The following is a 13358-nucleotide window of genomic DNA, read 5'->3' as shown; positions in this document are numbered from 1 at the left end:
GCACGCTGTCATCCATCCATGCCCCGCCCGCCCTTCCGGCACCCGGCGTTGACGTGGGTTGCAGTACCAAGGAGGCTGGCCGGCAGCGCACCGCGCGCCTGGCAGCGCAATTTCCCGCATGGACGCACCGCATCGAGGATCCCCACCCGGATGAGCACTACGTCCCAATCCGCTGTCCCCAGCACCGACGGCGCCGCCCTGCGGCGTTCCATCTCCAACACCCTCAAAGGCTCCGCCGGCAACCTGGTGGAGTGGTACGACGTCTACGTGTACTCGGTGTTCGCCGTGTACTTCGAATCGCAGTTCTTCTCGCCCGAAGACAAGAACTCCACCATGTACGTGTGGGCGATCTTCGCCGCGACCTTCCTGATGCGCCCGATCGGCGCATGGTTCTTCGGTCGCTTCGCCGACCGTCATGGCCGTCGCCTTGCGTTGACCGTGTCGGTCACGCTGATGGCCTTCTGCTCGTTCATCATCGCCATCACCCCCACCGCTGCCAGCATCGGCATCTGGGCGGCGATCATCCTGCTGTTCGCGCGCCTGCTGCAGGGCTTCGCCACCGGTGGCGAGTACGGTGCCAGCGCCACCTACATGTCCGAGGCCGCCATTCCGGGCCGCCGCGGCTTCCTGTCCTCGTTCCACTACGTCACCCTGGTGGGCGGCCATGTGCTTGCCCAGCTGACCCTGTTCGTGATGCTGACGTTCTGGGCCAAGCCGGAAATCTCCGAGTGGGGCTGGCGCATCGCCTTCGGCATCGGTGGCATCGCCGCCGTGGTCGTGTTCTGGCTGCGCCGTGGCATGGACGAGTCGCTGTCGGAATCCTCCATCGAGGCCGCGCGCGAGGGCAAGGACAAGAAGTCCGGCTCGATGTACGAGCTGTTCGTGCACCAGTGGCGCCCGCTGCTGCTGTGCTTCCTGATCACCGCCGGTGGCACCATCGCCTTCTACACCTACTCGGTGAACGGCCCGAAGATGATCCAGAGCGCCTTCGCCGGCAACGATCCGATGACCGGCACCCTGATCAACCTGGGTGTGCTGGCCTTCCTGATGGTGCTGCAGCCGGTGGGCGGCTGGCTGTCGGACATCATCGGCCGCAAGAGCCTGCTGGTGTTCTTCGGTGTGGGCGGCGTGCTGTACAGCTGGTACCTGATCACCCAGCTGCCGCACCAGCACGATGCCACCCTCGCCTTCCTCACCCTGGCACTGGGCTTTGTCATCCTCACCGGCTACACCTCCATCAACGCCGTGGTGAAGGCAGAGCTGTTCCCCACCCACATTCGTGCGCTGGGCGTGGGCTTCGGCTATGCATTGGCCAACTCGCTGTTCGGCGGCACCGCGCCGCTGCTGTACCAGGGCGCATTGAAGACCGGCCACGTGGACTGGTTCGCCATCTACGTCACCGCGACGATCGCGGTATCGTTGGTGGTCTATGTGTTCTTCCTCACCAACAAGGGCCCCAACTGGCTCGACGGCACGCGCAAGTAAACGCGCCGTAGTGATCGCGGCCACCGGTGCAATGCCGGTGGCCGCCGCATCTCCTGCCACGCCGCTGGTGTGGCTCGCACTGGGTCTGGGCGTGGCAACCCTGCTGGCATGGATGATCCGCCGGCCCGGCGCCCAAGCGAGTTGGCCACGTATCGGCTTCGGTATTGCCCTGCTGGCGTTCTGCGCTGCACTTATGCTGCAGCTGGCAGTGGATCTGGGCAGCGGTACCAGCACCCTGCATCTGCGCCTGAGCCGGGGCATCAACCCCGCACCGGTGGCCGGTCTGCGCACGATGGTGGCCTGTTACCTGGGCGCGCTTGCCTTCGCCGGTTGGGGCGCGTGGAAGCTGCTGCGGCCACGCGGCTGAAGATGCGGTAGTGCCGGCCGCTGGCCGGCAACTGCATATCCGTTCGGAAGGTTCATGAGGTTGCCGGCCAGCGGCCGGCACTACCATGCGTTTGGAGATCGCCGGCCAGCGGCCAGCATTGCCGTGCGTTTGGGGGTTGCCGGCCAACGGCCGGCACTACCGTGCGTTTGGGGGTTGCCGGCCAACGGCCGGCATTGCCGTGCGTTTGGGGTTGCCGGCCAGCGGCCGGCATTGCCGTGCGTTTGGAGATTGCCGGCCAACGGCCGGCATTGCCGTGCGTTTACCGGCGGGCGGCTTCGCTCTTCTCGCGGGCGCCGTGGAATTCGGATTCCTTCTCCCACTGCGGCCAGCGGCGGCTGTTGGCCAGTTCGGCGCCCAGGTCGTAGACCAGCAGGGTGTCTGCCGCGTGGCCCGCCGGATCCCAGCTCGGCGTCCATGCATCGCAGGCCTGGTGGTAGCAGTCGGCGAAGTACTTCTCGCGCAGCGCGCGACCGGCCTCGACGCCGCCCTCAAGCTTGTCCAGGCCAGGGCCGATGGTGATCGCCGGCACGCCCAGGCGGGCGAAGGCGAAGTGGTCGGCACGGTAGAAGAAGCCGGCTTCCAGATTCGGATCCGGGCTGTAGCTGCGGCCACGGGCCTTGGCCACGCGTTCCAGGTCGCCTTCCAGCGACACCCGGCCCTTGCCCCACGAGGCGATGTCACGGGTGGCACCATCCGGGCTGAACATCTCGATGTTCAGCACCGCAGCGGTCTTGTCCAGCGGCGCCAGCGGGTGCGCGGCGTAGTAGCTGGCACCCAGCAGGCCCTTCTCTTCGGCGGTCAGGGCGACGAAGTACAGGGTGCGCTGTGGCTGCGGGCCGGCGGCGAACACCCGGCCCAGTTCCAGCACGGTGGCCACGCCGGTGGCGTTGTCGATCGCACCACGGCGGATGCGGTCGCCCTTGGCGTCGGCCTGGCCGATGCCGAAGGCATCCCAGTGCGCCGAGAAGATCACCGCCTCATCGGCATGCTCGCCGCCGGGCAGCTTGGCCACCACGTTGCGGGTCACCACCTGCTCGCGCTTGAGCGCGAAATCGACGCTCAGCTTCGCGTTGTCCAGCGCAACCGGGCGGAAGTCCGCGCTCATCGCCTTGCGCTTCTCGGCATCGAAATCCAGGCCGGCGTCAGCGAAGATCTGTTCGGCCAGCTCACGCTGCATCCAGCCACGCAGCGGCGTGTGCTGGGCCATCGCTTCGGCCTGGCCGCGCTCGATGTCGAACAGCGGCGAGGTGCCCGAACTCTTCACCGTGGCCCAGCCATAGGCCGCCGGTGCGGTCTCATGCACGATCAGCACGCCTTCGGCACCACGGCGCGCGGCTTCTTCGAACTTGTAGGTCCAGCGGCCGTAGTAGGTCACCGCCTTGCCATCGAACGCACCCGGCGCATCGGCTTCAAAATCGGCGTCGTTGATCAACATCACGGCGATCTTGCCGTGCAGGTCCACGTCCTTGTAGTCGTTCCAGTGGCGCTCGGGCGCATCGATGCCATAGCCGACGAACACCAGCGGTGCATCCTTGATCTGCACGCGCGTGCGCGGCTGCAGGCTCTGCAGGGTCACGTCCACACCATTGGCCAGCGCACGCTTGCCGCCCTTCAGGGCGAGACTGGCCTTGGCCGGGCCATCCAGCTGCGCGCGCACCAGCGGTACCGGCTGTACCCAGCTGCCGTCCACGCCACCCGGCTGCAGGCCGTAGCTGCGGAACTGCTCGATCAGGTACTGCACTGTGCGTTCTTCGCCTTCGGTGGCCGGTGCGCGGCCTTCGAATTCGTCCGATGCCAGCACGCGCACATGACGCGACAGCGCCTGCGGATCGATGCCGCCGCCGGGCAGGTCATTGGCCGCATGGGCCAGGCCACCGACGAACAGGCAGGACGACAGCAGCAACACGCGCATCGGATTCACGGCAACACCACGGCTAGCTTGAAAGTCACCAGAGTGTAACGTGGTCGTGACATCGCGGCGCGGCCCGGGACCGTGTCATCCACGCATGGCGTGGATCTACCAGGGGCGCAGCGGATCTCCGCCGCCAGGGCGTGCGCAAGTCAGCGCGATACACGGTCCAGCCAGCAAGCCAGGCCCTGCGCGTTGAGTTCGATATCCATCGCCAGTACTTCGCTCACTGCAGCCTGGTCCAGCGCACAGCCATGCTGCTGTGCACGCTCCAGGTACAGCGCCTGCAGCGCGGCCAGCAGGCAGCGATGACGATCGGGGCGACCGTCGCACTGGCGGCCGATCGCCGCCATCGCATCGATCTGTTCGAACAGATCCTCGGCCAGCTTTTCGACCTGTTCGACACGACCGTAATGGGTCAGGTACATCGCCTGCGGTGCGTAACCGAGCATGCGCTGGATCGACGCCTTCATCGCTTCCGGGTCGAACTGCACCGGCGATGAGGTGGGGAAGATGAAAGCGCCCTGCGCGCTGTCCAGCTCGCGGTAGGAGATACCGAAGGTATCGCCGGTGAACCAGCTGCGGCTGCGTGCATCCCACACGCAGTAGTGGTGCAGCGCGTGCCCCGGGGTATGCAGCAGCACCAGCTCGCGGCCGGCCAGGTCGATGCGCTGGCCGTCGTCAGCCACCACCACGCGCTGCTCGGGAATCGCTTCGATGCGGCCATAGCTGCGGGCGATTTCCTCAGCGCCATAAACGGCCGTGGCACCGGCGATCAACCGGGTCGGATCGATCATGTGCGGCGCGCCGCGCGGGTGCAGCACCGCGCGCGCATTGGGCAACTGCTGCAACAGCAGGCCAGCGCCACCGGCATGATCCAGGTGCACATGGGTCAGCAGCAGCCAGTCCACCGCCTCCACGCCCAGCCCGTTGTCGGCCAGGGCCCGCAGCATCGCTGGCACCGACAGGCCGGTACCGCAGTCGACGAACGCGGCGCGACCGTTTTCGATGATCATGTAGGCGGCATCGAAATCAGGCCGTTGGAAACCGGTATCGATGGTGTGGATGCTGGGATCGGCGGTCATCGACGCGCACCTGGCAGGATCGGGAACAGACACCCATGGTAGGCGCGCCGGCATGGCGTGATCGATGCGGCTTTGGTCGGATGGTGCCGGCCGTTGGCCGGTAACCCCATGGACGCCGCGGCGAATGCCATTGCCAGCCAGCGGCCGGCATTACCGATCAGCCTGGCGCAATGCAAACCGCGGCCGCAGCAGCAGCGCCAGTACCAGCACCGCCAGGAACGCGCCATAGGCATACAGCACCGCCAGCACCTGCGGCCAGATCGGCCCAGCGCCCGGCTGTACCAGACCGATGTGGTGGCCCCACAGCATCGCCACGATGCTCAGGGCCAGAGCCAATGCCAGCGTAGTGCCATCGAACAGGCGTCGCCGCGCGGTACGCGGCTGGCGCGGAAACAGCCAGTACAGGCTGCCCAGCAGAATGAACCAGGGCAGGAACAGCAGCAGCGACAACCAGGCCATTGCAGACTCCATGTCATCGCGCCTGAGGCGCGCGGACATCATGCCATGGGTGCAATGCCGTGGTAGTGCCGGCCGCTGGCCGGCATTCCGCAGGGTACGGGGTGATTGCAGTTGCCGGCCAGCGGCCGGCACTACCCTTACGCTTCGCGCAACACAGCCAATGCCGCCAGCACCGCATCCACCTCGGCTTCCAGCTTGAACAGATCGCTCTGCAGCTGGTCGCCCTGCTCGGCCTGCTTCAGCACGGCGATCAGCTGGCCAGCATCGCGCGGCGAGTCGAAGCCTTCGCTCTGGATCAGCAGTGTGCCGTCACCGGCGGTCAGCTTGAAGTAGAAGCGACCATCCTTCTCGCGGTACTGCTTGAACAGCGGCGGAGCGGCGCGGGCTTCACCGGCATCTTCGCTGGCGATGTCGCCGGCATCGGACAGATCACGCAGGCCCACCGCATGGCGCAGTTCTTCCAGCAGCGGTGCTGCCAGCTGCTCACGCAACTGCTGGCCACGGCGCTTGAGCAGTGCTTCGATCTTCTCCGGCTCGGCCATCAGCGCGTTGTAGCGCTCGCGCAGCGGCGACAGTTCGCTGTCGATGCGCTCGAACAGCTGCTGCTTGGCATCGCCCCAGCTGATGCCATCGGCGAAGGCCTTGGCGAAGGCAGCGGTCTGCTCCGGGGTGGCGAACGCCTGGTACATCTGGAACAGCGCCGAACCTTCGGTGTCCTTCGGCTCGCCCGGTGCACGCGAATCGGTCAGGATCGAGAACACCAGCTTCTTCAGCTCCTCGCGCGGCACGAACAGCGGAATGGTGTTGTGGTAGCTCTTGCTCATCTTGCGGCCATCCAGGCCCGCCAGGGTTGCCACCTGCTCGTCGATCACCACGTCCGGCAGCGGGAAATACTCCTTGCCGTATACGTGGTTGAAGCGCTGGGCGAAGTCGCGCGCCATCTCGATGTGCTGGATCTGGTCACGGCCCACCGGTACCTGGTTGGCCTTGAAGATCAGGATGTCGGCCGCCATCAGCACCGGGTACATGAACAGGCCGGCGCTGACACCTGCGTCCTCGTCCTGGCCTTCCTCCCGGTTCTTGTCCACCGCCGCCTTGTAGGCATGGGCGCGGTTGAGGATGCCCTTGCTGGCGATGGCGGTCAGGAACCACATCAGCTCGGTGGTCTCGCGGATGTCGCTCTGGCGATAGAACCACACGTGTTCCGGGTCCAGGCCACAGGCCAGCCAGCTGGCAGCGATCTCCAGGGTCGCGCGCTGGGTGCGCTGCGGGTCCTGCGACTTGATCAGGCTGTGCAGATCGGCCAGGAAGAAGAAGCTCTCGATGTCCGGCGCGCGGCTGGCCGCAATGGCCGGGCGGATGGCGCCAACGTAGTTGCCCAGATGGGGCGTGCCGGAGGGGGTGATGCCGGTAAGGACTCGGGTCGTCATGACTGCGTACGGAAACCTTCTATGAACGGAGCCAGTTTACCGTGCACACGGTCAACCCCGTCAGGGCCCCCGGCACGTTCATTCACCCAACCCCGCTGGAGACGCCCGATGAAACGCCTGCTGCCCCTGCTGCTGATCCTGCCCCTGGCCGGCTTCCGCCCGGCTCCGCTGCCCCCGCCGATGCCGCAGGACGGCCCGGTGCGCGTGGCCCTGGTCGACCGCGACCGCGGCACCGAGCTGCGCAGCTACCCGGCCGACGGCCAGCGCTGGGTGGCCGGTGAGCGCGGCCACCGCTATGCGGTGCGCCTGTACAACGACAGCCCGCGACGGGTGCTGGTGGTGCTGTCGGTGGACGGGGTCAACGCCATCTCCGGCGAAGATGCCGATCCCTCGCAGACCGGTTACGTGCTCAACCCAGGCCAGCGCGCCGACATCACCGGCTGGCGCAAGACCCAGGACGAAGTAGCCCAGTTCGTCTTCAGCAGCCCCAGCGGCAGCTATGCCAGCCGCACCGGCCGCCCGGACAACGTCGGCGTGGTCGGCGTGGCGGTGTTCGAGGAAGCGCGTCACTGGTACCCGCGTCCGCAGCCGATCCTGCGCGGTCGCGCCGGGCCGGCACCGGCGGCGGCCGAAGCCTCGGCGGCTGCCGACGCCAGCGCCAGCCGCATCGAAGGCTATTCGGCCAAGTCGCAGGCACCTGCGCTGGGCACCGGCCACGGTGCGCGCGAGAGTTCATCAGTGCGCGATACCGATTTCGAACGCGCCACCCGCAGCCCGGCACAGGTGCTGCAGCTACGCTACGACAGCGCCCGCAACCTGCGTGCACGCGGCATCCTGCTCGATTCGCCCTCGCGCCTGGACCGCCAGCCGCAGGCCTTCCCCAACCGTTACGTGCCCGACCCGCCGGCGCGTTGATCTGCACACAGCACAACGCCCGCACCTTCCGGCGCGGGCGTTGTCTGTGGGGGCATAACGCGGGCGTTCGACGCCCCGTTACTTGTAGTCCGGGTAATCCTTGTGCATCGCTTTCTCGAAATCGCGCACTTCGGTTTCTGCGCGGTCCTTGGCCCAGCCATAGCGCTCCTGCAGGCGGCCCGCCAGATATTCGGCATTGCCCTCGGCCACATCGAAATCGTCATTGGTCAGATCGCCCCACTTCGCCTGGGCCTTGCCCTTGAGCTGGGACCACTTGCCGGAAATGATGTCTTTGTTCATTGCTGAGGCTTCCTTGGTATGCAACGGCGTTGTTACCGTGGCTGCAGCATCGCGCAGTGCACGTTGAAGCACGGTCAACCGGCCATGAAAGCGCCGCTCACCTGCTTGAATGGTTCACTACCGGTCGGCACGCGGCGTACACACGCAACAATCGCGCATGAAAAAGGCCGGGAAGATCCCGGCCTTTTCCGTAGTGCGCACCACCTCAGGCTCAGTTGCCCTTGGCGGCATCCTCAACCTTCTCACCAGCCTTCTGCACGTCCTTGCCGGCACCGGCAACGGTGTTGCAACCGGCCAGCAGGGCCACCGAGAACATCGACAACAGCATCAGGGCAACTACGCGCTTCATGGGCTTCTCCTTGGGTTTGCCGCTACACCGCTCAATCACGGGGTTCGGTTGTATTGATCGGGGCGGCAGGCTGGCTCGAAGCCAACACTGCCGCGTGAGGTGCAATCTGGCGGCAGGGGCGTGGAGCGCGTGTGAACGGTTCGTCCAACCGTTCAGGCTGGATCCTCTCAGTCGCGCATCAGGGTCGATTTCCCGAACAGGCTTTCCACCAGGTCCACGGCCAGTTCGGCGGTGCTGTTGTGGTTGTCCAGCAGCGGATTGAGTTCGACGATATCCAGCGAGCCCATGCGGCCACTGTCGGCGATCATCTCCATCACCAGCTGCGCTTCGCGGTAGTTCACCCCGCCCGGGACGGTGGTGCCCACGCCCGGGGCAATGCTCGGGTCGAGGAAATCGACGTCGAAGCTGACGTGCAGGTGGGTGTTCTCGTCGATGCCGGCCAGCGCCGCTTCCACGGTACGCTTCATGCCGTTCTCGTCGATGTAACGCATGTCGTAGACATCGACCTTGTGGGTCTTGATCAGGCGCTTTTCTTCCGGGTCCACCGAACGGATGCCGATCTGGTGCACCTGTGAGGGCTGGATCGCCGGCGAAGTGCCGCCCAGCCTGGTCAGCGCATCCGGGCCGAGGCCGCACAGGCAGGCCACCGGCATACCGTGGATGTTGCCCGACGGGGTCACCTCACTGGTGTTGAAATCCGAATGCGCATCCAGCCACAGCACGCGCAGGTCCTTGCCCTGCTCGCGGCACCAGCGCGCGACGGCAGTGATCGAACCGATGCCCAGGCAGTGATCGCCGCCGAGCATGATCGGCATGCGGCCGGCCTGCAGTTCGGCGTAGCTGGCTTCCATCAGCGCGTGGTTCCACGCCACCACCTCGTCCAGGTGGCGATAGCCCTGCACCGGCGCGGTCCACGGGTTGCGCGGGCCGTCCAGGTTGCCGAGGTCGCGCACGTCCACGCCACGCGCTTCCAGTGCTTCCGGCAGGCCCGCCACGCGCAGGGCTTCCGGCCCCAGCCGGGCGCCGCGATGGCCCGCCCCGATGTCGGTGGGGACGCCGATCAGGGTAACGGCGGGATGATGGGCCATGGGTGCCTCCTGCAAACGAAAAAGAAGCACAGTCTAGCCAGACGCATGTGACACCACTCGCGGCGGTGCAGCAGGGCCATCGCATGGCATGATGCCGCGCGGACCCGACCGCCCTTCATGGAAGATTGCGATGTCGCCCTTCATCAACACCGCTTGGCCGCGCTTTTTCATCGGGGCGCTGCCCATCGCCGTTTTTGCGATTCTGTTGAGCAGCTCGATGGATGCGTCGCCGAATGGCTGGCTGATGCAGGCGACGCTCCTGCTGGTGCCGTTCTCGACCCTGGTATTCCTCGGGTTGGGTTGGCAGCGTCTGCGCAAGGCACACGCCGAATATCCGATCCTGAAGAGCGAGCCGCAGCGGATGCTGGCAGCGTTGATCGGCAACGTGAAGGTGGCGGCGCTGTGGTTTGGCCTGACGTTCGCCGGCATGTTCGCCCTGATGCTGGCGTGGGTAGTGCTGTACAACGCCGCCGGCTGACGGCACTTCGGGCCGTGCTCAGAGAATCGCCGACGACCACGCTTCGGTGCGGAACAGGCGCTTCTTCAGCATGTCGATCCGCCACTGCCCAGCCACGCGCTTGAGCACGAACAGGCGCTCGTAACGCAGCGCGCGGGATTTCTGTGCATGGTCACGTACCAGGACTTCGGCCTTGGAGGCCGTCGGCTGACCGACCGCGGCCAGCAGGTCCTCCGGCACGTGCACCGGCGGATTGCCCACCGACATGCCCGTGGAATACACCCGCTTCCGGTCGGTACACCAGGCCGCGAGGATGTCCGCGCGCTCCTGTTGGAATGCTGCACTACCGAGCAGGACTCCACCGACCTTGGCATCACGGTAACCACGCGTTTCCCACTCATTGCAGGCCAGCATATAGCCACGCACCACTGATGCCGGTTCCCCCTCTGCGGCCGGTTCAGGCCACGCAAGCGGCGGCGCCTCCTCCAACATCGGTGGCATCTGCGCGCCCGCTGCCTGCAGGCACTGCACCACAGCCGCATGCCCGCGCGCTTCGGCCAGCGACAGCGCATTACGTCCTTCGAAATCCACGCGTGCGACATCAGCACCGCCAGCCAGCAGCAGCTCGACCATCGGCAGATGACCGCCCTGCGCCGCCACCATCAGCGGTGTACGATGCAGTTCCGGGGAGGCCGCGTCCAGCGAGGCGCCGCGTGCGATCAGCAGGCGTCCGATGTCTGCGTCGTTGCGCTCGGCCGCCCATCCCATTGCGGTAAAGCCCGCCGCCGTGCAGGCGTGCTGGATGTTGGCGCCACGGTCCAAAAGCCGCAACACCGAGTCAGTCTTTCCGGCGATCACAGCCGAAAGCAGCGGAGTACGTCCGGTGCCCTTGTGCTGCCACTCGATATCGGCACCCGCATCCAGCAATGCGTCGATTCGGTCAAGATCCTGTTCCTCGGCTGCCTTGGCCAGAAGATGGGACATGGTGGTGCCGCCAGACGGGTGTAAGGGTGGTCACCTTAGGGCTGCAGGCACGATGAGCTCAACCCCCGCGGCGGCGAATCGGCGTCACGCTCTGCACCCGGCCGTCGTTGCGCATCATGCACAGGAAGCGGCCCTCGGGATAATCGATGATCAGTTCCTGGTAATCGGTGCCGACCGGCACCTGGGTCACCAGCGTGCCCTGTGCGCCTTTGCTTGCATTGCACGAACCGAGCGCGGTATCGCCCGCTGGCGCGTTGGCTGCAGCCTTGGACATGTTGCGGAACGTCGCGCGGCAGCCGCCATTGACCCAGACCGAATGCCGCGACAGGCCCCAGTTGCTGCCCTGCTCGCAACGGGTACGGCTGAGCTGGCGCACGATCTCCACATTGCCACGCGTGTCCATGTCACAGGACACCTGGCGCTGGTCGGTGGATTCGCAGGTCACCTCGCGTGGCAGTGCTGCATCGTCATCGCGCTCCTGATCACGGTGGTGCCTGCCACCTTCCACGGCAGCCGCCGGCGTGCCGTTGTTGCTGACCTGGCAGATGCCGTTGGCACCGCCGCGTCCGGTGTAGCTGACCTGCGGCGTACCGTCGTCACCGGTGCTGATTGAAAGCGTGGTGCCGCTGCTGGCATCGCGCGCTTCGAAATAGCGATCGTTGAAGCGCTTGAGCGTGGTCTCGCGGCCCTGCACGTAGACCGGCCCGCCCTCGTCTGCATGGACATCCAGCCCACCGGGGCAGCTGGCATTGAAGAACGGCACGGCGGCCATCGCCGGTGCTGTGAAGGCGCTGGCGAGCAGCGCGACGGTCAACGGCAAGCGGTGGCGGCGCATGGTCGGCTTCCTTGTGAGAATTGAGCGGAGGCGCCAGTATGGAGGCTGCCGGAGTTGCTCGACCGTGAGGAATATCAAGCAACCGATCACGGGCCGCAGACCACCGCCATCAGGCCAGCGCTATCATCGGGCGCATCACACGGACGTCCGGTATGCACACATGACAGCTCCTCCCCTCGACCACGCGCAGCAGCAGCTGCTGGCGCTGCAGCAACGCATCCATGCCTTCAATCTGGACAGTGCCGCCGAGCATGAGCTGGATATCCAGGACCCGGCCGGCCCGCTGTGGGCAGCGCTGCAGGAACGGGTGACCGTGGCGCCGTTGTACGGCGGCCTGCACGTGGAGTTCTTCGGCAATCCATGGGAAGAGCCATTCGCATGGACGCTGGCCTGCCTGTCCGACCAGCGCGTGGCCGATGCGATCATGTCGCTGTCGTTCACCGGCCCGGACGAAGGGGCCAATGGCACGCGCGAGTGGGAGTTAACCGCGCTGCTGGACAGCGATGTGCGTTTCCCGCGCCTGCGCGCGTTGTCGATCTCCCCCACAGAGCCGGCCGACCACAACATGTCGCTGGTGCAGCGCGCGGGCACCATCATGGAAGAAGACGGCGAGATCGCCCGCTTCGTTTCCAAGGCCCCGTATCTGAGCGAACTGGTCGTGCCGAATGCACCGGACGCCGCGTTCTTCGAGGTTCCGCTGCCACACCTGCACAGCCTGCGCATCGGCGGTGGCTCTGACACCCAGCGCTTCATCGACAACCTCGCCGCATCACGCAACCTGCCTGCCCTGGGCCTGCTGGATTTTTGCGAATCGACGGAGCTGCAGTTCTCCTGGGCCGACGCGCGCGTGGCTGAAGCGGTCACGCCTTTCGCGGCCTATGAGCGCTTGTTCGCCAGCCAAGCCTTCGATGCGCTGCATACCTTCCGGCTGCGCAACAGCGCGTTGGATGTGGCGCAGCTACAGACGCTGCAGGCCATGCGCCCACGGTTGTCGTTCATGGTCATCCAAGCGGGCATGGGCGGTTACGTCTGCCATTTCGAGAAGAACGTGTTCCCGTGGGCGCATCTGGTGCCGGGCGAAACCGGGCAGCGGTAACAGTTTGCGTGGCACCGCACTGAGGCCGTGCATGGTTCGCCGCGACTGTTAAGCAAGCTTTGCAATGCATGCGGCGCCTGGCTCGCAGCGTTGCGATGTAGGTGATTGCGTCAGGGCACCTCGATCACACCTGCGCACACTGTCGTTTTTGCCTGTAAAGCAGAAAAACGGGCCAATCGTTGCAGTTCATTCTTCCTTTCGGGAACACTGCATTCATCGGAGCACTTGATTGGCACGTCACGACTCCGCGTACCCAATATGACCGGCGTCGCGCCTGTGTGGGCGACAGCGGCTGGCAATCCGTCTACTGCTGTATTCCGGGCGGAGCTCGGAAGCGCTCTTCAAGCGCTTGAGAACGTCGCTGCGCAAACTGTCGCATTCCGCATACACGTTGCACGCCAAGAGCATTTGAGCAAGCCTCGCAAGCTTATCCGGAAGCGGCACTTGAACCCTGAAAATTGAGGGCATTTCCGATGCCTCGGGCCGGGGTACACGCATCTTGAGTCACGGAAGAGGGGTGTCGGCCAGGCTGGAATATCAGCACCTCAGGCCAAGAATATTTATCTTTGATCTTCGGT

The 13358-nt window shown here is 65.7% G+C and carries 14 protein-coding genes; 5 read left to right on the top strand and 9 right to left on the bottom strand.

Features of this window, described 5'->3' with window-relative positions; genetic code table 11:
- The first annotated feature begins 150 nt into the window (after window positions 1-150).
- Window positions 151-1485 carry an MFS transporter gene (locus AC07UW_RS12840; protein WP_025878340.1) on the top strand — a complete coding sequence of 445 codons (1335 nt, stop codon included), beginning with the start codon at window positions 151-153 and terminating at the stop codon, window positions 1483-1485.
- Between the two features lie 31 nt (window positions 1486-1516).
- The gene (locus tag AC07UW_RS12835) at window positions 1517-1852 is read left to right on the top strand and encodes a hypothetical protein (protein ID WP_495212199.1); all 336 of its coding nucleotides are present in this window, start codon (window positions 1517-1519) and stop codon (window positions 1850-1852) included.
- 280 nt (window positions 1853-2132) lie between these two features.
- Here the strand turns inward: AC07UW_RS12835 and AC07UW_RS12830 are convergent, their stop codons facing one another.
- The 4 genes from AC07UW_RS12830 to AC07UW_RS12815 form a co-directional block, all read right to left on the bottom strand.
- Window positions 2133-3785, bottom strand: a complete 1653-nt coding sequence (locus tag AC07UW_RS12830) for a M28 family metallopeptidase (RefSeq protein ID WP_223497545.1) — start codon at window positions 3783-3785, stop codon at window positions 2133-2135.
- A 149-nt stretch (window positions 3786-3934) separates the two neighbouring features.
- On the bottom strand, window positions 3935-4867 hold the full coding sequence (locus AC07UW_RS12825) for an MBL fold metallo-hydrolase (protein WP_495212177.1): 933 nt from the start codon (window positions 4865-4867) through the stop codon (window positions 3935-3937).
- 150 nt (window positions 4868-5017) lie between these two features.
- Window positions 5018-5326: a hypothetical protein gene (locus AC07UW_RS12820; protein WP_025878335.1), complete on the bottom strand. Its 309-nt coding sequence runs from the start codon at window positions 5324-5326 to the stop codon at window positions 5018-5020.
- 137 nt (window positions 5327-5463) lie between these two features.
- Entirely contained in the window at window positions 5464-6756 is a 1293-nt protein-coding gene (locus AC07UW_RS12815) for a tryptophan--tRNA ligase (RefSeq protein WP_105163278.1), read from the bottom strand.
- 108 nt (window positions 6757-6864) lie between these two features.
- Here AC07UW_RS12815 and AC07UW_RS12810 point away from each other — a divergent pair, with 108 nt between their 5' ends.
- Complete coding sequence (locus AC07UW_RS12810) at window positions 6865-7671, top strand: hypothetical protein (protein WP_495212176.1); 807 nt, start codon at window positions 6865-6867, stop codon at window positions 7669-7671.
- A gap of 78 nt (window positions 7672-7749) precedes the next feature.
- Here the strand turns inward: AC07UW_RS12810 and AC07UW_RS12805 are convergent, their stop codons facing one another.
- The 3 genes from AC07UW_RS12805 to rocF all read right to left on the bottom strand — a co-directional run bounded on the left by AC07UW_RS12805 (window position 7750) and on the right by rocF (window position 9408).
- Entirely contained in the window at window positions 7750-7971 is a 222-nt protein-coding gene (locus AC07UW_RS12805; protein WP_025878332.1) for a CsbD family protein, read from the bottom strand.
- Between the two features lie 211 nt (window positions 7972-8182).
- Entirely contained in the window at window positions 8183-8320 is a 138-nt protein-coding gene (locus AC07UW_RS12800; protein WP_019661832.1) for an entericidin A/B family lipoprotein, read from the bottom strand.
- A 167-nt stretch (window positions 8321-8487) separates the two neighbouring features.
- Entirely contained in the window at window positions 8488-9408 is a 921-nt protein-coding gene (rocF, locus tag AC07UW_RS12795; RefSeq protein ID WP_032978254.1) for an arginase, read from the bottom strand.
- Between the two features lie 130 nt (window positions 9409-9538).
- Between rocF and AC07UW_RS12790 the strand changes: the two genes are divergently transcribed.
- Entirely contained in the window at window positions 9539-9886 is a 348-nt protein-coding gene (locus AC07UW_RS12790; protein ID WP_093820738.1) for a hypothetical protein, read from the top strand.
- 18 nt (window positions 9887-9904) lie between these two features.
- Here the strand turns inward: AC07UW_RS12790 and AC07UW_RS12785 are convergent, their stop codons facing one another.
- A complete protein-coding gene (locus AC07UW_RS12785; protein ID WP_495212175.1) occupies window positions 9905-10849 on the bottom strand; it encodes an ankyrin repeat domain-containing protein in 945 nt (314 codons plus the stop codon).
- A 58-nt stretch (window positions 10850-10907) separates the two neighbouring features.
- On the bottom strand, window positions 10908-11684 hold the full coding sequence (locus AC07UW_RS12780; protein ID WP_495212174.1) for a DUF3011 domain-containing protein: 777 nt from the start codon (window positions 11682-11684) through the stop codon (window positions 10908-10910).
- Window positions 11685-11844: 160 nt separating this feature from the next.
- On the opposite strand from AC07UW_RS12780, the gene AC07UW_RS12775 reads away from it, so the two are divergent.
- Window positions 11845-12780: a hypothetical protein gene (locus tag AC07UW_RS12775; protein ID WP_495212173.1), complete on the top strand. Its 936-nt coding sequence runs from the start codon at window positions 11845-11847 to the stop codon at window positions 12778-12780.
- The last annotated feature ends 578 nt before the right edge of the window (window positions 12781-13358 follow it).

It is taken from the genome of Stenotrophomonas sp. GW821-FHT02D01 (assembly GCF_059421765.1).
This window is presented reverse-complemented; position numbering and strand designations above follow the sequence as displayed.

What these genes read in the sequence shown, in the direction of transcription:
- AC07UW_RS12840 (WP_025878340.1), top strand. Translation starts at nt 151, where the DNA reads ATGAGCACTACGTCCCAATCCGCTGTCCCCAGCACCGACGGCGCCGCC.
- AC07UW_RS12835 (WP_495212199.1), top strand. Translation starts at nt 1,517, where the DNA reads ATGCCGGTGGCCGCCGCATCTCCTGCCACGCCGCTGGTGTGGCTCGCA.
- AC07UW_RS12830 (WP_223497545.1), bottom strand. Translation starts at nt 3,785, where the DNA reads ATGCGCGTGTTGCTGCTGTCGTCCTGCCTGTTCGTCGGTGGCCTGGCC.
- AC07UW_RS12825 (WP_495212177.1), bottom strand. Translation starts at nt 4,867, where the DNA reads ATGACCGCCGATCCCAGCATCCACACCATCGATACCGGTTTCCAACGG.
- AC07UW_RS12820 (WP_025878335.1), bottom strand. Translation starts at nt 5,326, where the DNA reads ATGGCCTGGTTGTCGCTGCTGCTGTTCCTGCCCTGGTTCATTCTGCTG.
- AC07UW_RS12815 (WP_105163278.1), bottom strand. Translation starts at nt 6,756, where the DNA reads ATGACGACCCGAGTCCTTACCGGCATCACCCCCTCCGGCACGCCCCAT.
- AC07UW_RS12810 (WP_495212176.1), top strand. Translation starts at nt 6,865, where the DNA reads ATGAAACGCCTGCTGCCCCTGCTGCTGATCCTGCCCCTGGCCGGCTTC.
- AC07UW_RS12805 (WP_025878332.1), bottom strand. Translation starts at nt 7,971, where the DNA reads ATGAACAAAGACATCATTTCCGGCAAGTGGTCCCAGCTCAAGGGCAAG.
- AC07UW_RS12800 (WP_019661832.1), bottom strand. Translation starts at nt 8,320, where the DNA reads ATGAAGCGCGTAGTTGCCCTGATGCTGTTGTCGATGTTCTCGGTGGCC.
- rocF (WP_032978254.1), bottom strand. Translation starts at nt 9,408, where the DNA reads ATGGCCCATCATCCCGCCGTTACCCTGATCGGCGTCCCCACCGACATC.
- AC07UW_RS12790 (WP_093820738.1), top strand. Translation starts at nt 9,539, where the DNA reads ATGTCGCCCTTCATCAACACCGCTTGGCCGCGCTTTTTCATCGGGGCG.
- AC07UW_RS12785 (WP_495212175.1), bottom strand. Translation starts at nt 10,849, where the DNA reads ATGTCCCATCTTCTGGCCAAGGCAGCCGAGGAACAGGATCTTGACCGA.
- AC07UW_RS12780 (WP_495212174.1), bottom strand. Translation starts at nt 11,684, where the DNA reads ATGCGCCGCCACCGCTTGCCGTTGACCGTCGCGCTGCTCGCCAGCGCC.
- AC07UW_RS12775 (WP_495212173.1), top strand. Translation starts at nt 11,845, where the DNA reads ATGACAGCTCCTCCCCTCGACCACGCGCAGCAGCAGCTGCTGGCGCTG.